This window comes from Pedobacter zeae (genome assembly GCF_014196715.1).
GTDB classification, from domain to species: Bacteria; Bacteroidota; Bacteroidia; order Sphingobacteriales; family Sphingobacteriaceae; genus Pedobacter; species Pedobacter zeae.
In genome coordinates this window covers 34,063-54,545 of the sequence record NZ_JACIEF010000001.1, presented here as the reverse complement: position 1 = coordinate 54,545, position 20,483 = coordinate 34,063, and the positions used below count along the sequence as shown (strand labels likewise).

The 20,483-nt window shown below is 39.7% G+C and carries 16 protein-coding genes; 13 read left to right on the top strand and 3 right to left on the bottom strand.

All coding sequences use genetic code 11. The features are described from left to right. Positions 1-15: 15 nt before the first annotated feature. Positions 16-423 (bottom strand): alternative ribosome rescue aminoacyl-tRNA hydrolase ArfB, encoded by a 408-nt coding sequence (gene arfB, locus GGQ60_RS00195; RefSeq protein ID WP_183759384.1) that lies wholly within the window; start codon positions 421-423, stop codon positions 16-18. Positions 424-527: 104 nt separating this feature from the next. On the opposite strand from arfB, the gene cmk reads away from it, so the two are divergent. From cmk to GGQ60_RS00165, 6 genes are all read left to right on the top strand, one after another. Next, positions 528-1,208: a (d)CMP kinase gene (gene cmk, locus GGQ60_RS00190; RefSeq protein ID WP_183759383.1), complete on the top strand. Its 681-nt coding sequence runs from the start codon at positions 528-530 to the stop codon at positions 1,206-1,208. Between the two features lie 292 nt (positions 1,209-1,500). Further along, a complete protein-coding gene (locus GGQ60_RS00185; protein WP_183759382.1) occupies positions 1,501-2,331 on the top strand; it encodes a 3-keto-disaccharide hydrolase in 831 nt (276 codons plus the stop codon). A 54-nt stretch (positions 2,332-2,385) separates the two neighbouring features. Next, the gene (locus GGQ60_RS00180) at positions 2,386-3,885 is read left to right on the top strand and encodes a TPM domain-containing protein (protein WP_183759381.1); all 1,500 of its coding nucleotides are present in this window, start codon (positions 2,386-2,388) and stop codon (positions 3,883-3,885) included. A gap of 146 nt (positions 3,886-4,031) precedes the next feature. Further along, positions 4,032-5,015 carry an SH3 domain-containing protein gene (locus GGQ60_RS00175; RefSeq protein WP_183759380.1) on the top strand — a complete coding sequence of 328 codons (984 nt, stop codon included), beginning with the start codon at positions 4,032-4,034 and terminating at the stop codon, positions 5,013-5,015. 411 nt (positions 5,016-5,426) lie between these two features. Further along, the gene (gene rpsA, locus GGQ60_RS00170) at positions 5,427-7,361 is read left to right on the top strand and encodes a 30S ribosomal protein S1 (protein ID WP_183759379.1); all 1,935 of its coding nucleotides are present in this window, start codon (positions 5,427-5,429) and stop codon (positions 7,359-7,361) included. Positions 7,362-7,773: 412 nt separating this feature from the next. Continuing rightward, complete coding sequence (locus GGQ60_RS00165; protein ID WP_183759378.1) at positions 7,774-9,438, top strand: beta-N-acetylhexosaminidase; 1,665 nt, start codon at positions 7,774-7,776, stop codon at positions 9,436-9,438. Here the strand turns inward: GGQ60_RS00165 and GGQ60_RS00160 are convergent. Then, entirely contained in the window at positions 9,435-10,361 is a 927-nt protein-coding gene (locus tag GGQ60_RS00160; RefSeq protein WP_183759377.1) for a helix-turn-helix domain-containing protein, read from the bottom strand. The genes GGQ60_RS00165 and GGQ60_RS00160 overlap by 4 nt on opposite strands. Positions 10,362-10,694: 333 nt before the next feature. Here GGQ60_RS00160 and GGQ60_RS00155 point away from each other — a divergent pair, with 333 nt between their 5' ends. The 3 genes from GGQ60_RS00155 (at position 10,695) to GGQ60_RS00145 (ending at position 13,070) form a co-directional block, all read left to right on the top strand. Next, a complete protein-coding gene (locus GGQ60_RS00155) occupies positions 10,695-12,200 on the top strand; it encodes an aldehyde dehydrogenase family protein (protein WP_183759376.1) in 1,506 nt (501 codons plus the stop codon). A 156-nt stretch (positions 12,201-12,356) separates the two neighbouring features. Next, positions 12,357-12,731 carry a DUF779 domain-containing protein gene (locus GGQ60_RS00150; protein WP_183759375.1) on the top strand — a complete coding sequence of 125 codons (375 nt, stop codon included), beginning with the start codon at positions 12,357-12,359 and terminating at the stop codon, positions 12,729-12,731. 138 nt (positions 12,732-12,869) lie between these two features. After that, on the top strand, positions 12,870-13,070 hold the full coding sequence (locus GGQ60_RS00145) for a hypothetical protein (RefSeq protein ID WP_183759374.1): 201 nt from the start codon (positions 12,870-12,872) through the stop codon (positions 13,068-13,070). A 2-nt stretch (positions 13,071-13,072) separates the two neighbouring features. Here GGQ60_RS00145 and GGQ60_RS00140 read toward each other — a convergent pair whose 3' ends face one another. After that, positions 13,073-13,474, bottom strand: coding sequence for a thiol-disulfide oxidoreductase DCC family protein (locus GGQ60_RS00140; protein ID WP_221235844.1), 402 nt, complete (start codon positions 13,472-13,474; stop codon positions 13,073-13,075). A 296-nt stretch (positions 13,475-13,770) separates the two neighbouring features. On the opposite strand from GGQ60_RS00140, the gene pyrR reads away from it, so the two are divergent. From pyrR to GGQ60_RS00120, 4 genes are all read left to right on the top strand, one after another. Continuing rightward, complete coding sequence (gene pyrR / locus GGQ60_RS00135) at positions 13,771-14,319, top strand: bifunctional pyr operon transcriptional regulator/uracil phosphoribosyltransferase PyrR (RefSeq protein WP_183759373.1); 549 nt, start codon at positions 13,771-13,773, stop codon at positions 14,317-14,319. 2 nt (positions 14,320-14,321) lie between these two features. Next, positions 14,322-15,251, top strand: coding sequence for an aspartate carbamoyltransferase catalytic subunit (locus GGQ60_RS00130; protein WP_183759372.1), 930 nt, complete (start codon positions 14,322-14,324; stop codon positions 15,249-15,251). Positions 15,252-15,694: 443 nt separating this feature from the next. Continuing rightward, on the top strand, positions 15,695-18,718 hold the full coding sequence (locus GGQ60_RS00125; protein ID WP_183759371.1) for a tetratricopeptide repeat protein: 3,024 nt from the start codon (positions 15,695-15,697) through the stop codon (positions 18,716-18,718). A gap of 4 nt (positions 18,719-18,722) precedes the next feature. Continuing rightward, complete coding sequence (locus GGQ60_RS00120; RefSeq protein ID WP_183759370.1) at positions 18,723-20,420, top strand: TonB-dependent receptor; 1,698 nt, start codon at positions 18,723-18,725, stop codon at positions 20,418-20,420. Positions 20,421-20,483 lie beyond the last annotated feature (63 nt).

Sequence of the window (20,483 nt, the reverse complement as noted above, 5' to 3'; positions counted from 1 at the left end):
TAATCTATTAAAACCTTATAAATCAATGATTTTCCGGTTTTTCTTTTTTTCAGCTGTAGAAGCCTTGTTTTTCAATCTTTTTTCAATTACCGCTTTGGGAATTTTGGTCGGTTTTCGCTTTTTCTGAACAGTAAGCGATCTTTTTAATAAATCGATCAGTTTTACAATTGTTTTCTCTTTATTTAAAAGCTGACTCCTGTCTTCCTGCGAAATAATATGTAATAAACCCTCTGCATCCAAACGGTTTTCCAATCTGCTCCTAAGCAATGTTTTTTCATCTTCGTTAAAAGAAACTGCAGTTTCGAGATCGAAAATAAGCTCAACCTTACTCGAAACCTTATTTACATTTTGCCCGCCCTTGCCCCCACTTCTGGAAGTTTTGAAAGTAACAGACCGTAAAATTTCTTCTCTCGTAGGTAACATGTTTCAAAAGTAAGTATTTGAAAATAATTATCTTGTTTAGAATCTAACTTTATACACCTAAAAAAATTCAGCATTCTGTTTCTATTTTTTACCTTTGCGCTACGATGAAGAAAAACCTGGTAATAGCAATAGATGGCTATTCATCTTGTGGAAAAAGTACATTAGCAAAGGCATTGGCTAAAAAATTAGGTTTCATTTATATAGACAGCGGCGCAATGTACCGTGCCGTTACGCTGTATTTCTTGAGAAATAACATCAATGTTGCTGATGATGCCCAGGTTGCCGATGCATTACAGCACATCGAACTCAATTTCCATTCGCGCGATTACGAATCGCATATTACACTCAATGGCGAAGAAGTATCAGACGAGATCCGTTTGATGCCGGTTTCCGAAAATGTAAGTGAAGTTTCGGCACATAAACTTGTACGCCACGAAATGGTTAAACAGCAACAGCGCATGGGCAAATCGAAAAACATTGTAATGGATGGCCGTGATATCGGAACCACTGTTTTTCCTGATGCCCCGGTTAAATTCTTCATGACTGCCGATCCGAAAATCAGGGCCGAACGCAGGTTTAAGGAGCTTGAAAGCAAAGGCAATAATACCACCACTTTAGAAGAGGTTTTCGAAAATCTTGCCCACCGCGATTATGCCGATACTACCCGGAAAGAAAGTCCGCTGGTGAGAGCAGAGGATGCCATTATTTTAGATAATACGGATCTTACGCAGCAAGAACAACTTGATTTTGCGCTAGAGAAAGTTGGGCCTTTTTTGGTTCATTAGTTTCATTGGTTCATTGGCCATTAGTTCACTGGTTCATTAGTTTATTGGCCATTGGTTCATTGGTGATTAGTTTATTGGTTCATTGGTCATTAGTTCACTGGTTCATTGGTCATTGGTTTATTAGTCCATTGGTCATTAGTTTATTGGTTCATTGGTCATTGGTTAATGGGGTAGCGGAAAAAGCCAGTATTAATCCATATATCATTTGGCCAGGTTAATTAATGATTGATTCATTAATCCGTTTACAATTGGAGAAAAATTCATATTTTTAGCACAGAACCCAAATGTTGCTATGAAATTAAGATCAATTTACCTCACCCTATTATTTCTATCGTTATTTATTACCAATGTAAATGCCCAAAAAGGCTGGATCAACCTGTTTAATGGAAAAGATTTAAACGATTGGAACATTAAAATTGCCAAACACGACTATAAAGAAAATTATGCCAATACTTTCCGGGTAGAAAACGGAATCATGAAAGTAAGTTATGATGGTTACAAAGAATTTGACCAACAATACGGGCATATATTCTATAAAAAACCTTTTTCGGCTTATCTTTTAAAAGTAACCTATCGTTTTGTTGGCGAGCAGGCTAAAGGTGGCGAAGGCTGGGCCACGCGCAATAGCGGTGCCATGTTACACTGCCAGGATCCGGCAACGATGTTAAAAAACCAGGACTTCCCTATCTCAATCGAGGGGCAGATTTTAGGTGGAGATGGCGTACATGAACGCCATACCAGCAATGTATGTACACCGGGAACGCTGATCAACTATAATGGTAAACTGTTTACTCCACACTGCCTCGACTCGAAATCGAAAACCTATGCAGGCGATCAGTGGGTAACGGCAGAATTCCTGGTGCTGCGCGATTCGATTGTGAAACACATTATTGGTGGCGAAGTTGTACTGGAATATACCAAACCCCAGATCGGGGGCGGCAACGTTTCCAACTTCGACCCTAAAGTTAAAATAGACGGTAAAGCCCTTACTTCAGGTTATATCTCCTTACAGAGCGAAAGTCATCCAATCGAATTTAAAACGGTTCAATTATTTGATTTAGAACCTTATATGAAAGACAAATCGAAATTGGATAAAATACTGGCTAAAATATTGAAAGAGTAAATTAAACTGGCACTTAAGTTGTTGAATGACGCTGTAAACATAGCCTGATCTACAATGCTCAAATTTCATCTGTTTAAAGCGTTAAGCTTATTTCTGCTGATTTTCGTTACAAACTTCGCCATAGCACAACGGGCTTACCAGGTAAAAGATATTCCTGACCCTAAAAAAAACGGAGGGGGTTATGTAAGTGATCCCGACAAAATTCTCGGAAGCAATGCAGTAGCTGAACTCAATACCACCATAGCAGACTTTGAACGTAAAACCCATGTCCAGGTGGCGGTGGTAGTGGTAAATGATTTTGATCACGATCAGGAGGACTTTGATTTCGCTTATCAACTGTTCAATACCTGGGGAATCGGGCAGAAAAACAGCAATAACGGACTGCTTTTATTTATTTCGAAAGAGCGCCGCAAATACAGGTTTATCACCGGCACCGGAGCTGAGGGTGTACTACCCGATGTTAAGCTTAAGCATATTGCCGAACGGCAGCTCTTACCTGCCTTTAGAAAAAATAATTATGCTACGGGGATCATCAACACCATCAATGCCCTTGGCGAACTGATTTTAAACCCCAATAACCAAGCAGAGCTGAACCAGTTGTTTACCCAAAAAGATAACAGCGACAGCCTTATGGAAAGTTTTTGGCTACCCACGGCGGTGATTATCCTGGCATTTTTCGGTGTATTCAGGCTGGTTAACCGGCAAGGAAAAAATATACCTTTCAAGGCCTTTACGGGTAAAAATCCTGGCGAACGAGCCATTGCAAAAGGCTGTGTGGGCGTGATTTTAGTTTTTATTATCGCTGTTTTTGCTTTTATATTTTTTGATGGCACCCGGCTTTTTGATCATTTCGGATGGCGGCATGTACCTGTAATTTTATATACCGTGCTCGCCATTGCACTTTATTTCAGGTACCTCTTCTATATTTCTTCGTTGAGACAAGCCCATAATGACGATAAAAACTTTTTCACTTCAGTAAACAGCTTCAATAAAAAGAACTTTTGGCTGGTTATCTTTTCTCCTCTGATTTTGATCAGCCTTATCGGTTATCTGTTTAAAAAAAGTAAAAACAACGATCGTTTTAAACCTGTATTGGACAGCAAAAACAAGGAAATGGTCCGGGTAGACCGGGATATCAATATTGATGGAAGCCCTTTTTTAACCAAGGGACAACGGCAAGAAGAAGTAATACAGGCTTACGATTATGATATATGGGAAAGCACCGACCATAAGGAACACCTGATTAAACAATGGCCTGCCGAAGCCTACAAACAGTACACCGAATGCCCGGATTGTGCTTTCAGAACCTTCAAACTCCATAAACAGGTAACTACCAGGGCGGCAACTTACAGCCACAGCGGACAAGCGAAAGTAATTAACGAATGCAGTTTCTGTAAAAAAACCGAATTTATTAAGTGGATTATCTTGCCTATGCTGGTCGAATCCGGCTCTTCGTCGTCTTCATCAGGTGGCAGCAGCAGCTCCTCCTCTTCATCATCAAGCAGTTGGGGTGGTGGCAGCAGCAGTGGCGGTGGTACCGGGGGAAGCTGGTAAAACAGGCTCAATAATACTGTGGGATCAGCCTGTGAAAAAATCTTTTCCGATCTTCCCGGCCATTACTAAAAGAATTTCTATTTTTGGCAATTACCCAGTAATGGTATGACTTAACGCTCTGTTAAAGCATCTACAAAAAAAACAACATGGCTAGAATCCTATTCTTATTTTTTGCGCTCACCCTCTTTTCAACAAGCATCAATGCACAGGACATGTACCGGGTTACCGCGGATAAACTACGTGTAAGGGAATCGAGAGATACAAAAAGCAAGATTATCGGCTTTATTCCACAAAACGAAAATGTGGCTGTTTTAGACGCAAGCGATGCCAAATTTTATAAAGTAAAATTTAAGAACGGAGAAGGCTGGGCCAGTAAAGACTTTTTAGAGAAAATTGCCCCCGCAGCTCAACCCACTACCCCTGCAGCCAGTACTGCAACACCCAACACACAAACATCTGCTGCGCAAGGCAGTGAAGACCTGTACCGGGTAACTGCCGATGATTTACGGGTACGCGAAAAAGCCGATGCCAATAGCAAAATTGTGGGTTATTTGCCCAAAAATGAAAATGTGGCCGTAATTGATTCATCGAACACCACTTTCTTTAAAATTAAAGTAACCAATGGCGAAGGCTGGGTAAGCAAAGAATTCCTCGTAAGGGTATCGCCGGTTAAACCTGCAGCGCCGAAGAGCACCATAGCAGCATCAATTCCTCAAAGCAGCAAAAACTATACGGGTATTATTTTTATTGCCGTTGTAGCATTGATTTTATTCACTATCCTGTATTTTTCATTCAAATATGCCAGTGGCAACAAATTAATTATCAGTTTTTCGGTAATTGTGATTTTAGTAGTAGGTTATCTTTGTTACATCACATTCATAGCTGAAAAAGTTGTTACTGGCACTTTTAGCAGCAGTGAAGATGTACAGTATAAGACCTTCAATTTTAAATCCAAAGACTCGGTTACGGTGAGTGATGCGTATAACGATTCTGTTTTCACCTCCAAATATGTGATTGATGGGGATATGATTAAATTATATAACCAGCAAAACACCATTATGTTGCTGATCAGGGATGAACAGACACTTATTGGCGAAGGCTTTACGAGGGGCACGTTTACGAAACGATAGAAGTACATCGTCATGCTGAACTTGTTTGAGCATCTTTTTTTAAAAGATATGGACTAGTTGCAATCATGCACAGTCCTTTTTTTTAAACCCGATAGAGCGGAATAGCCCGGATCCCGATATTTCATCGGGAGAGGACTATAAGCGATAGCGGGCGGCTGTTTCTGACGAAATGCAGGACGCTCATTTTCAAATAATTAAGAAAAACTATCTCAACAGTTTGAAAATTCTATGATTCAGATGCTGAAATAAATTTACTCCGTAGCTTTCCGCTTTGCTTCAGGTGAGCATGACGAACTGGAAAATCTTAATGCGCTAAAAATCAGCAAGATTTATTAAAAAAATCTTTTCTATAATTAAAAAAAGTTTTACCTTTGCAGTCCCTAAACAGGGGAAAAAGGAGACAATTAATTAATGGCTAAAAAACAAGTAGCAGAAAAAGAATTAGCAGCAAAAACAGCTGAGCTTCAGGGAGAAGGCGGACGCCTGACTGAAAAAGAAACTATTGAATCAGAAGCTGATTCAGTTTCGATCGAATCGATCAAATCATCATTAGCAACACCAAGCGAAGATTTCGACTGGGATGCTGATGAAAAAGTTTTTGGTAATTACAATGAGGCAGACCGTAAAAAGTTTGAAGATATGTATGCCGGAACATTCAACCAGATCACTAAAGGTGAAATTATCAGCGGTATTGTTGTTTCAATCAACAATAAAGACGTAGTATTAAACGTAGGTTTTAAATCAGACGGTTTAGTTTCTACTTCTGAGTTCCGTGATACACCAGATCTAAAAATCGGCGATTCAGTTGACGTATTCGTTGAAGCACCAGAAGATGCTAACGGTCAGTTGATCCTTTCACGCAAAAGAGCTAAAACCCAAAGATCATGGGAAGCAATTAACGAGGCTCTTGAGAACGACAGAATCATCAACGGTTTCGTTAAGAGCCGTACTAAAGGTGGTTTAATTGTTGATATCATGGGCGTTGAGGCTTTCTTACCAGGATCTCAAATTGATATTAAACCTATCCGCGATTACGATGTATACGTGGGTAAAACAATGGAATTCAAAGTTGTTAAAATTAACCACGAGTTTAAAAACGTAGTGGTTTCACACAAAGTGTTAATTGAAGACGATTTAGAATCACAAAAAGTAGAAATCGTTTCTAAACTTGAAAAAGGTCAGGTATTGGAAGGTACGGTTAAAAACATTACTGATTTCGGTGTGTTCATCGATTTAGGTGGTGTAGATGGTTTACTTCACATTACTGACATTTCTTGGGGCCGCATAGAGCATCCGAAAGAAGTATTATCATTAGATGAAAAAATCAACGTGGTTGTTTTAGATTTCGATGATGAGAAAAAACGTATCGCTTTAGGCTTGAAACAATTAACTCCACACCCTTGGGAAAATTTAGATGCCGACATCCAAGTGGGTTCTAAAGTAAAAGGAAAAATCGTAACTGTAGCAGATTACGGTGCTTTCTTAGAAATCATCCCAGGTGTTGAAGGTTTAATCCACGTTTCTGAAATGAGCTGGTCGCAAAACTTAAGAAATCCTCAGGAATTCTTAAAAGTTGGTGACGAGATCGAAGCTGAAGTATTAACTTTAGACAGAGACGAGCGCAAAATGAGCTTAGGTATTAAACAATTATCTAACGATCCATGGCAAGAAGTTGCTGCTAAATTCCCAGTTGGAAGCAAGCACAAAGCAACTGTTAAAAACATGACTAACTTCGGTGTTTTTGTTGAAATCGAGGAAGGTATTGATGGTTTAATCCACATCTCTGACTTATCATGGTCTAAAAAAGTAAACCACCCTAATGAATTCACTAAAGTTGGTGATGTATTAGACGTAGTTGTTTTAGAATTAGACGTTGATAACCGCAAATTAAGCTTAGGTCATAAACAATTAGAAGAAAACCCTTGGGATACTTTCGAAACGATCTTCACTTTAGATTCGGTTCACCAGGGTACTGTTGTTAAAGTAACTGATAAAGGTGCTGTTATTGCTTTACCTTATGGTGTAGAAGGTTTCGTACCAACTAAACACATGGTTAAAGAAGATGGTACTTCAGTTAAAGCTGAAGAAACCAACGACTTCAAAATCATTGAGTTTAACAAAGAAGCTAAACGCATTGTAGTATCTCACGCCCGTATCTGGGAAGAGGTTAAAGCTGAAGCTGTTGCTGAAGAAAGAGCAACTAAGAAAAAAGAAGCTAAAGCTGCTGTAACTGCGGTTAAAAAAGTTAAAGATTCTGTAGAGAAATCTACTTTAGGAGACTTAGACGTATTGGCTCAACTGAAATCGCAATTAGAAGGCGAAGAAAGCAAAGCTAAAAAAGGCTAGTTCTTTTTAACTGATAAATTAATCCCGATAGCGAAAGTTATCGGGATTTTTTTTGTGTTTATTTTTTGCTACCCCGTTTATCATTTAGCCACGAAAACACGGAGCTCACGGAATTTCAGTCTCACAGATTGTCAATTGCGAGGCTGGGTTTAAGGGAGCCGAAGCAATCTCGTTTAGTTCAATTAAGAACTGGAAAGGGCTTATATTTTCTTAAATGTCTTATATGCTTAATAATAATTAGAAAACGAAAGTAACTGCTTATCGGTAACCACAGCCCCGCTATCCTTCCTGCCGTGAAAAACGGCATCCATCCTATCGGGTTTATGTAACAAAGTAATTCGTCCTTACAAACCTTTTCCTTTCAACCGCCTATTATCATTACTTTTGAAAAGCGTAACCAAGCCTTTTCAGCATGAGAAAAATTATCTTTTTGTTTCTAACCCTTATTTCGCTCAAAGTTTCTGCTCAGGAAATTAATATTATACCGCAGCCGGCTTATCAGCAAACAGCGTCTGGCAAAAAACCTTTCGTCATTGATTCGAAAACGCAAATCGTTGTAATAGATTCTACCTTGGCTCCAACCGCAGATTTCCTAAGTAATTATCTTCAAAAATACTTCAACCTAAAACTCAATATCACTAAGGTTACCCCGAACAAAAATTTTATCGCACTGATTTCAAACACAAGAATTAGTGAGTTTGAAGATGCATATAACCTGATTGCGTCTGACCGTAACATCACCATCACCGGTACATCAGCGGCAGGTGTATTTTATGGCATCCAGTCAGTTATCCAATTACTTCCTGCTGACTTAAATAATAAGCTAACGGTTCCTTCAATAACGATCATAGACCACCCCCGTTTTGCATACCGTGGCATGCACCTCGATGTAAGCCGCCATTTTTTTGGGGTCGATTTTGTGAAACAATATATCGATTACCTGGCCCTGCATAAAATGAATTATTTCCATTGGCATTTAACTGATGACCATGGCTGGCGGATCGAAATCAAAAAATACCCTAAATTAACCGAAATAGGGGCCTGGCGTAATGGCAGTATTATTGGTTTATGGCCGGGCAAGGGCAATGAAAACATTAAATACCAGGTACTACCAAACGAAATTAAAATTACGCCAAAAGATGCGGTAATTAAAACAGATGGCATTCGCCATGGTGGCTTTTACACGCAGGAGCAAATTAAAGAAGTGGTTGAGTATGCCGCTAAGCGCTATATTACCATTATTCCCGAAATTGAAATGCCTGCGCACAGTATAGCTTTACTTGCGGCGTATCCTGAATTAGGTACCGAACCGGACAAAAAGTACACAGTTGCTGAAACCTGGGGCATGATGAACAAATACAACAATGTACTGCAGGTTTCTGATACTACTTTTAAGTTTTTAGAAAATGTTTTAACAGAGGTAATGAACTTATTCCCTTCTCCTTATATCCACATTGGTGGCGATGAGGCTTCTAAAGTATGGTGGAAACAATCGGCCGTTTCGCAGCAGATCATGAAGGCTAAGGGCTTAAAAAATGAAAGTGAGCTGCAAAGTTATTTTATCCGGAGGATGGAGAAATTTGTAAACAGCAAGGGCAAAACCATTATTGGCTGGAACGAGATTTTACAGGGCGGCCTGGCACCAAATGCTGTGGTGATGAGCTGGCAGGGCGAAAAAGGTGGCATTGAGGCCGCAAAACAAAATCATAAAGCCATTATGACCCCGGAAAACAAATTCTACTTCAATCATGGTCAGTTTGTAAAAGAAGATAGTTTAACGGCAAGTACCCCATCGTTACTTGCCGATGTGTACAACTACGAACCCATACCTGCAGAATTAAGTGCCAGACAGGCAGAATACATCTGGGGTGCACAGGGCTGTTTGTGGAGCGAATACATTACCAATCCTGCTAAAGTACAGTACCAGCTTTTCCCAAGGTTAGATGCGCTGAGCGAAATTTTGTGGAGTCCAAAGGAAAAAAGGAATTATCCTGATTTTCGAAAAAGATTGATGACACAGTTTAAACGCTACGATTTAATGGGCATTACCTATTCGAAAAGGTATTTGGAAAATTAATGAATAATCTGCTTTGCCATTTGCAACTGGTAAGCTCCCGGTGTAATGCCTACGATCTTCTTGAATGTCCGGATAAAATAATTGGCATCGTTAAACCCCAGTTCATAACTGATCGAAGCTACTTTTGACCTGGGCTGGGAAAGTAGAATTTTTGCTTTGTTTATTTTTTCTGCCTGTATAAAATCGTTGGGACTAATGCCAAGTTCGCGTTTAAACAATCGATAAAAGGTGGCCTTGCTCATGCAGGCCTTGTCGCTCAGGCTGTTGATGCTGATCTTCTCGTTTAGGTTGGATTTAATGTAATTGAGCACAAAGGCCAGTGGATTTTGACTGAGGCTATAACTGTCGTCGCCGATGGTTTTAAGATTTTGGGTCTGCATAATGCGTACCAGCAATTCTTTTAAGGTTAAATCGGCCAGAACATCTTTTTCTCTGGTATCTTCAGAGCAGATGCGGATGACCTTGTTAATGAGGTAGGCAATTTCTTCATTGTTATAAAAATGGTATTCATCATCATTCAACAACCATTTTTCGTTACTTCCCTCCCTTGGGAAAAATTCGTTTAAATAGGCAATTGTTTTTTGAATCTGCCCCTGGTCAATAGCCAGCGCAATGCATTGAGTAGGGTTCATACCCGTAGCTTCAGGAAAATCAATTTCCATGGTAACCGACGGAGGGACAATTACCGTTTGACCGGGAAAATAGTCGAAACCCTCCTTATCAAACAGGTGCATAACCTTTCTCCCCCTTAGCATACTCGTAATCACAAAATCGTTAAATGTTAAGGGGACTTTATAAGATTGGGTGTAGGTTTCAAAAACATTTAATTCGCAGCGTTCTAGCGTATATGAGGTCCTATTCTCTATCAAAGTCTGTAAAGTTTCCGAAGCACTGAGCTTTACCTGGTCCAATGTATATTGCATAAACCGAAATAATTTGGTTAGATCTATTTACTATCATCAAATATAAAAATTTCGGTCTGTTTTTTAATCTTGCCCAAAGCGCTCCTTTTACTGCTAAATGAGAAAACCTGCACGGGCTGGCCACCTGAATACATACTGTTTCAAGAAGATTACAAAACCTGAAACAATAATGCTATCAATTGATCTGATTATGCTATCTGTACCCAACCCTTTGCCATTAGGTTTGTATCAACCAAATCTTATTACCACAAAAATCATGATGAGCAATGTTATTATGTCCTGTACCTAATCCCGCTCATGATGGCTTTTTAAATTTGATAATCAATAATAATTATGGAAAATTTAATGGAAAAACCATCATTCAAATCCCATTACGATAACTATATCGGAGGAAAATTTGTAGCACCGGTTAAAGGGGCTTATTTTGACAATATATCCCCGATTGATGGCAAAGTATTTACCAAAGCGGCACATTCTACCAAAGAGGATTTAGAATTGGCTATTGATGCGGCGCATGAAGCTTTTAAAACCTGGAGCAAAACCTCCTCAACTGAAAGAAGTATTATCTTAAATAAAATTGCGCAACGGATGGAAGATAACCTTGAATATCTGGCAACTGTTGAGACCATCGACAATGGAAAAGCAGTTAGAGAAACGCTGGCAGCTGATTTACCGCTTGGTATAGACCACTTCAGGTATTTCGCGGGGGTGATCCGCGCTGAGGAAGGTTCGTTATCCGAACTTGATCAAAACACTGTTTCCCTTATTGTTCATGAGCCAATTGGCGTGGTGGCCCAGATTATTCCGTGGAATTTCCCACTCCTGATGGGGATATGGAAACTGGCTCCGGCACTTGCAGCGGGTAATTGCGTAGTGCTGAAACCAGCTGAGAGTACGCCGATTTCAATTATGGTGTTGATGGAACTGATTGGCGACCTATTGCCCCCGGGAGTGGTGAATGTAGTGAATGGTTTTGGAGCAGAACTTGGCCGCGCCCTGGTTACCAATCCAAAAATATCAAAAGCCGCATTTACCGGATCTACGCCTACCGGCAGGTTAGTGATGCAGTATGCTACCGAGAATATCATACCGGTTACCTTGGAACTGGGGGGTAAATCACCTAACATTTTCTTTAGCTCGGTAATGGATGAAGACGATGCCTTTTTAGATAAAGCGGTAGAAGGCGCAGTGATGTTCGCTTTAAATCAGGGCGAGATTTGTACCTGTCCATCACGCTTATTGGTTCAGGAAGATATTTATGAAAGATTTATAGCTAAAGTGATTGAAAGAACTGAAGCCATTAAAATAGGAAATCCTTTGGATAAAACGGTAATGATGGGTGCACAAGCTTCGAAAATCCAATATGAAAAAATTGCGCAATACATTAAATTAGGTAAAGAAGAAGGTGCAGAAGTGTTAACCGGCGGAGAAGTAAATAAATTAGCTGGTGAGTTGGGCGGGGGATATTACATCAAACCCACCATTTTCAAGGGCCATAATAGAATGCGGATCTTCCAGGAGGAAATTTTCGGCCCGGTATTGGCCGTTACCACCTTTAAAACCGTCGAAGAGGCGATTGAAATTGCAAATGATACGTTGTATGGTTTGGGTGCCGGTGTTTGGACACGCGATGCACACGAACTTTACCAGGTACCGCACGCCATACAAGCAGGACGTGTATGGGTAAATCAATACCACTCTTACCCGGCAGGCGCACCCTTCGGAGGATATAAACAATCAGGAGTTGGCAGAGAGAATCATAAAATGATGTTGGGCCATTACCGTCAGACTAAAAACATGCTCATTTCATATGATAAAAATAAATTAGGTTTCTTTTAGTCAGATCATAGTTCGTAGTTGGTTAGTTCATGGCCTCGTGTTTCATAAAAGCCGAACCTTGCGAAAATTAATTTAGCAATACGGCTATCAGCCATTAGACCATGAACGATACAACTATTGAAATGCGAAGAACAGTAAAACCATCTATACATCACTATGATTAAGCGAATAGACAGCACAGCAAAAGCAAAAGAGCTGATTGCAATTTTAAAAGAACAACATGGGGAACTGATGTTCTATCAGGCGGGAGGCTGCTGTGAAGGTACACAACCCCAATGTTTTGAAAAAGGCGGTTATTACCTCCGTATGCGTGATGTTTGTTTGGGCGAAGTAGAGGGCTGCGAATTTTGGGTAGACCGGGACCTTTTTGAATACTGGAAATCCTCACATTTTACTTTAGATGTGCTGGATGGCTTTGGCGTTGGTGGATTTTCTTTAGAAACCCCACTTCAAAAGACATTCAAGATCCATTACCGCCTGTTCTCCGAAGAAGAACTGAAAAATCTTGAGCCTGTTAAAACAGCAGAATAATTTTCGTTTAGTTCGTAAACACAGGTCCGTTTGGAGCAATCCGGCCGAATTTTTGTTTACTGCCTGTCATGCTGAATTTAGTTCAGCATGATTCTTGTTTTTAAAAATTTATGCAATCTTTGCAGTAAAAATTAAACCATGCGTAAACTATTGGCTGTTCTCTCTACCCTTGTTACCCTATTTGCCATCAAAGAGGCAGTATACGTTTTTATCTCCCAGGAAGCAGACATGGTTAAACAGCGTCCGATTCTGATTGTAATTTCATTGAGCATCTGTATTCCATTAATTGTATTATCGCTTTGGTTGTGGTCGCCGCGTGGAAAGAAAAACAAACCATAAAACTAAGGGTAAAACTTACTTTTTAATTCGGGCGTTGGCAGCCAGCAACTCTCCTGCTTTCCCCACCATTTGTAACGGTTTTTGGCAATCATATCGTAAAACCAGTCGCGTATAAATTTGGGAACAATGAGAAATACGTACAAAAGCGGAAATAATCCATTAAGTTTTCGGGCTATCCTTAGTGCTGCAGAAGATTTGATGTAGAGTTTTCCATCTTCCAATAACAAAATGGTATTCAATTTTTCTGTATCCACATTAAATTTTGGCAGCATTTCTCTGGCATAATCACCTTGTAGCGGAGTAAATCTGAATTGATCCTTTTTATCATGCGCAATGACAAACTGAACAGATGAGTGACAGAGGTTACAAACACCATCAAAAAAGATTACAGGTTTTTGCATCATAAGTTATAAAAATAAGAATATTGATGAATATAATGCGTTTGGTTTTACCCTGAATAATTGCAAAAACTGGCCACCTAAACCGGATGGAAACGGCAGCTCACGATTGCAAATCGGGACTACAGTGTACAGCCGGACTAACATTAAGCGGAAAAGCAACCATTGCTTTCCAAAAAAATAGCATAAGAAAAACAGTTTTTAATCTTGTAACAGAACAATTTAAGGGTAAAGCCATAAACAATCTGCATTCCACTTTCTTAGCTTAAAACATTTTTATATATTTGCCCAATCCTTCTTCAATGCAAAAGAAAACACTTCTTGACGGGCAAAAAATTCAGATTACAATTAAGAGGCTCTGCCATCAATTAATTGAAAACCACGACGATTTCTCCAATACGGTTTTAATTGGCATCCAGCCAAGGGGTATTTTTTTGGCAGACCGTATTCACCAGGAATTACAAACCATCCATAAAAACAAGAAAATAGTAAAGGGCAATCTCGATATTACTTTCTTCAGAGACGATTTTCGCCGTAAAGATGGGTTGGTTACCGCGAGCAGCAACTCGATCGATTTTATTATCGAAGGCAAAAAAGTGATCTTAATTGACGATGTACTTTGGACCGGAAGAACCATTAGGGCAGCACTTGATGCCTTACTTGCTTATGGCCGACCAGAGAAAGTGGAGCTTTTAGTTTTAATAGACCGTAGGTTTAGCAGGCATTTACCTATAGAACCGGATTACATTGGCCATCAGGTAGATAGCTTAAACTCGCAACAGGTAAAAGTAACCTGGGCGAGCGAAGGAAGTGAAGACAAAGTGATTTTAATATCGGACAACAATAAATAAAAATGGCAGCAGAAAAACTATCAACCCGACATCTTTTAGGCATTAAAGATATTAACCGGAATGATATCGAATTGATTTTCGAAACTGCAGATAATTTCAAGGAAGTGATTAACAGGCCCATCAAAAAGGTTCCTTCACTCCGCGATATTACGATTGCCAATATCTTTTTTGAAAATTCTACGCGTACCAAACTTTCTTTCGAGCTCGCAGAAAAAAGGCTTTCGGCCGATGTGATTAATTTTGCTGCTTCATCTTCATCGGTAAGCAAAGGCGAAACCCTTATTGATACCGTAAACAATATCTTATCAATGAAAGTTGATATGGTGGTGATGCGTCATCCCTATGCAGGTGCCGGTCAGTTTTTAAGTAAACACGTAAAGGCGCAGATTGTAAATGCCGGCGATGGTGCGCACGAACACCCTACACAGGCTTTGCTTGATGCTTTCTCCATCCGTCAGAAACTTGGCGATGTAGCCGGTAAAAAAGTAGTCATTGTAGGCGACATTTTACACTCACGCGTAGCCATCTCGAACATCCTTTGCTTACAGCGCCTAGGTGCCGAGGTAATGGTATGCGGACCAACTACCTTGATCCCGAAAAATATCCACCAACTGGGGGTAAAAGTAGAACACAACCTCATTAAAGCCCTAAACTGGTGCGACGTAGCCAATATGCTGCGTATCCAGCTGGAGCGCCAGGACATTAAATATTTCCCATCTTTAAGGGAATATGCTATGATGTATGGCTTAAATAAACAGATCTTGGATAACTTGGATAAAGAAATCGTGGTAATGCACCCGGGCCCGATTAACCGTGGTGTGGAGATCACCAGCGATGTGGCCGACAGCAAACAATCGATCATTTTAGAACAGGTAGAAAACGGCGTGGCGGTAAGAATGGCGGTGCTGTATTTACTAGCAAGCCAGGGATAGGTTAGTTCAATTGGTCATCGTTCATTAGTGCAGAGTGCATAATCTAGCATCTTGCCAAAAGGACTAAATCCAGCATCTTTTTTAGCAATGCATTAGTAAATAATCCATTGCTAATAGCTTATGGCAATTAACCAATTTATATGATTGACTAGTTACCCCTTCTACTAGATTGCTTTGTTAGCTGAAAAGCCGCTTCACAATGACGGATGCGGTGGTACCAATGAACTATTGACGAATGAACCAATGAACCCCTACTGGAAGTGGCGGTACCAATGACTAGTGAACAAATGACCAATGAACCCTTCAACTTTTCCACATTCGTATACACCTTAATACCAAACCAAAAATCCAGTCGTTTATTTGTGTTATTAACAGATGTTAATTACTTCTGTTGATAAGCTTTGATACTATTTCTAATTTAGTACCAACCATATTTGAAACCAATGCAGAAAAAATACTTATTAATTCCGCTAATTTTAGCAGGAGGTTTTAGCACCTACGCCCAAGTTAGCGCCGTGCAGAACCTTAACAAAAACTATCAAACGGGCTTAGAATTATTAGAGAAAGAAAAATACACTGCGGCTGCACAACAGTTTAAACTGGTTGAGCTGCAACGCTATAAACCTTCTACACAAACAGAAAGCAACTCCGAACTGTCTTTACTAAAGGAGAATGCCAAATTCTATGCTGCCGTTTGCGCGTTAGAGTTAACCAATAGCGATGCCGAGAGTTTGTTTCAGGCTTTTATCCGCGATTATCCGTTAAACCCGAATACCAAACTGGCTTATTTTTATGTTGGAAAAACTTATTTTAACCAGAAAAACTATAAAAAATCTTTAGAATGGTTTGAGAAAACAGACCCTTCCACCCTTTCGGGCAAACAAAGAAATGAATACCAGTTTAAACAGGGTTATGCCTATTTTGAACTTAAAGACTACGACAAAGCCGAGCCTTTGTTCGAAAAGGTTAAAAAAGAAGAAGGCGATTTTCAGGAAAGTGCCACCTACTACTTTGCTTATATCAATTACTTAAATAAAGAGTATAAAACGGCTTTGGCCAACTTCGAAAAGTTAAAGGGTTCTCCTACCTATGAGGCCAGCTATCCCTACTACATCACTTCGATGTACTATCTTGACGAGCGCTATGACGATGTGATCAGCTATGCTTTGGCGGCCATTCAAAAAACCAAACAGCAGTTCGAACCGGAAATGCTGAGTTTGGTAGCGGCATCTTATTTTGCAAAATCTGAATTCAAAAATGCCGAAAAGTATTTTGCTGAATATTATGCCAAAGATAAAAACGAAACCAAGAACAACCTCTTTATTTACCAGTACGGTTACTCCTTATTCCAGAATAAAAAATATAAAGAATCAGTAGCCGTATTAGAAAAGTTAAATACCGATGATATTTACCTGCAAAACGGTATGCACACCCTGGGTAAAGCTTTTATCCAGTTAGGTAACAAGCAGAAAGCGCAGAGTGCTTTTTTCAGGGCTTCGCGTTTAAGCTTCGATAAGGCTATACAGGAAGAAGCCTGGTTAAACTATGCCAAGTTAAGTTACGAATTAGAATTCCATCAACAAGCTTTAGAAGCGACCCAGGGTTTCTTAAAAACCTTTCCAAAATCGCGCAAGATAAACGAAGCCAAAACTTTATTGGGTGAGGTTTTATTAACCACCAAAAATTACCAGGCAGCTGTAGATATTCTGGAGCCTATTCCCGACAAAAACCTCGAGGCTAAAGAGGCTTATCAGAAAGTTACTTATTTCCGTGGATTAGAATTTTATAACGAAAGGGCCTTCCCTAATGCGTTATCGATGTTTTTACGCTCCGAAAAGTTCCCAGAAGACAATGAAATAAATGCTTTAAATACTTACTGGAAAGCAGAATCGATGTACGAACTGCGTAAATACGGAGAATCGGTTACCACTTTCGAAAAGTTTTTGAAAATGCCGGATGCAGATAAAACCGGCGTTTATAATTTTGCGAACTATGCCCTGGCCTATGCCGCTTTCGAGGACGAAAAATATAGTAAGGCAGCAAATTATTTCGAAAAATTTTTGGCAGGCAATGATAAAGACCAAAAAACCATTGATGATGCAACCATCCGTTTAGCCGACTCCTATTTTGTGAATAAAAATTATGGCGACGCAATGGCAAATTATAACAAAATCATCAGCAGGCACACTGCTTCTGAAGATTATGCCACGTTCCAGAAAGGGATGATCCAGGGATTGGAAAACCAATATGATGCGAAAATCGCAACCATGCAAAATTTATTAAAGGCTTTTCCAAACTCGAATTATGCAGACGATGCCGGTTTCGAAACGGCCTATACTTACTTTAATAAAGGAGATTTCGATAAATCAAAATCAGATCTTGTAGCCTTAATTGCCAAATACCCACACAGCAGCTACGTAGCAAAAGCACTGGTAACGATTGGCTTAGTTCAGTACAACCAGGATCAGGACGATGCTGCTTTAGAATCGTTTAAAAAGGTGATTGCTGATTACCCAACCTCTGATGAAGCCAAACAGGCTATGGAGTCTATCAAAAACATTTATGTAGACCGTGGTGATGCAAATGGTTTTATTGCCTATGCCAATACTACGCCACTGGGCAATTACTCGAGCAATGAGCAGGATAATATTGTTTTCGCTGCCGTAAACAACCTTTATTTAAAAGGCGATGCCAACGGTGCGTTCCAGGCCGTTAATGCTTATTTTGATAAATTCCCGAAAGCCAATCATGAGAAAGAAGCCAAATTTATCAGGGCCGAATCGCTGGTAAAATTAAAACGTCCGGATGAGGCGATCCCGGATTATGAATTTATCTTAAACGACTGGACCAGCGATTATACTGAACGCTCACTCGTAAGCATTTCGCAATTGTTCTTAAATCAGAAGAAATACAATGAGGCCATTGTTTACCTGAAAAGACTGGAAACCACAACCGATTATAAATCGCACTACAGCTTCGCCATCAATAACCTGTTAAAGGCTTACACCGCTTTAAACATGCCAGATGATATGCTGAAATATGCACAACTGACCAAAGATTCGGAAAAAGCTTCTGAAGAAGAGAAAAACAGTTCAGGTTTATTCTCGGGGAAAGCCTATTTGCTGAAAGGCGATACCACCACCGCAGTTAAGGAATTTAAAAACGTAGTGGCCAAAACCAAAACAGTTGCCGCAGCCGAGGCAAAATACAACCTGGCTTTGGTAGAATATAACAAAGGTGATTATAAAACCTCATCCAAAACCTGTTTTGATCTGATCAACAACATGGCCGCTTATGATTATTGGGTAGCTAAAGCATTTATTCTTTTATCGGATAACTATGTTGCCCTGAAAGATAATTTGCAGGCAAAGAGCACACTTCTCAGTATTATTGATAATTACGAAGGCAAGGATGATATCATTCCTACGGCCAAAGAAAAACTTGAAAAACTAAACCAGAAGAAGTAGCATTATGAAATCGATTAAATATATATATAGTTCACTGTTTTTTTTGGCTGCCGGGTTAATGACTGCACGGGCGCAGGACAAAAAAACTGATGAAAAAGGTGTTGTAAAAGAAGAAATAGAAGTTGTTCGGCCTTATAAACCCATTCTGGCAGAGGCAGTAAAACTGAGAAGAAGTCCGAATTTGGACGATATTAAAACCTATAAAGCCAAGCTGAACTACAGCATTTTAGACAGGAAGCTGGAGTTGAACAGCGATATCCAAAAACTGCAGGCGCAGGCATTGGCCGAAGAAAAGGCGAGTATTTTGGTTAACAATTATGTTAAAGGTGCATTCGGTTCGCTGGCTACACTTTTGGGGGAGGCCTATTTTAATACCGGAAAAGATGAAGGCCTTCAGCTTGGCGGCTATTTTAAACATTTTAGCCAGGAAGGAAAGCTGAACAAACAAAACAGCAGTAACCAACAGTTAAGCATTTTTGGACGCAGTATCCTCGATCAAAATACAGTGAGCGGCAGGATTAATTTTGAACGTAACGGCACCTATTTTTACGGGATAGATGATGACCGACCTACCCTGAATCCTAACCCGGAAAAGCAGGCTTTAACCACCATCGAACTGGAAGGCGAACTGGTAAAGAACTTTACAGAAGATGAAGATGCTTTCAGTTACGCATTAAAAGCCAATGGCTATATCTGGAATGATAAATTTAGTGCCAAAGAAAACTACCTGAGCTTAAACGGTTATGTAAACAAACGCATCAATTCCTTAAACTTAGGTTTGGCAGCATCAACCGAATTTGGCAACAGTAAAGATGCGCTGACAAGTGTTGGCAATAACCTTTTGCGTTTAAATCCCTATATCCGTTTACAGGTTAAAGGAGCTAAAATTACCGCCGGAATTAATTTTGTACAGGAGTTTGGCGCTGTTAGCAGCTCCAGGATATTCCCGGCAGTTACCGCAGATTTTACTTTGATTCCTGATTATTTACAGGTTTTCGGAGAAGTTAAGGGTGATGTAAACCGAAACTCATTAAAAGGCTTTACAGATGAAAACCCTTGGTTAAACAGCAATGCAGTAATTAAAAATACTGTTGAAAAACTAAGTTTCAGTGCAGGGGTTAAAGGTACTGGTGGCCCGGGTTTTGGTTACAAAGCCCGTATTTACGTAAAACAGTTTGATGATATGCCATTGTTTATCAATAACTATACTGACTTTAACAAGTTTGATGTCATCTACGATTTCGGTAAAACAAAATTAACAGGCTTAGAGGGCGAAATTTCTGTTCAGGTAAGCGATGCCTTAAAATGGACGGGTAAATTAAACCTCGACGACTGGAAACCGGCTTCTGAAACCTACTCCTGGTTTAAGCCCGGCTTAAAAGTGAGCTCTAATTTGGTTTACACTTACAATAAAAAATTAAGCTTTAATGCCGGTGTCGTGATCCAGGATGATGTTAAGGCAAAAGTAAATATTGCTAACCCGGTTCCTCCATCTCAATATGTGATTCCGAACCCATCAATTGAATCAATCGTTACGGTTAAAGGTTTTGTAGATTTAGGTCTTGGTGCAGATTATCGTATCAACAAAAAATTCTCTGTTTTTGCCAAAGCAAACAATATTTTAAATACAAACTATAGCCGGTATCTGTATTACCAGGTGAATGGATTTAATATTTTCGGGGGGCTCACTTATTCTTTTTAAGAAAGTCCTTATCCATAAAAAATGCCTCCCGGTTTCGGGAGGCATTTTTTATGCGTTTATTTC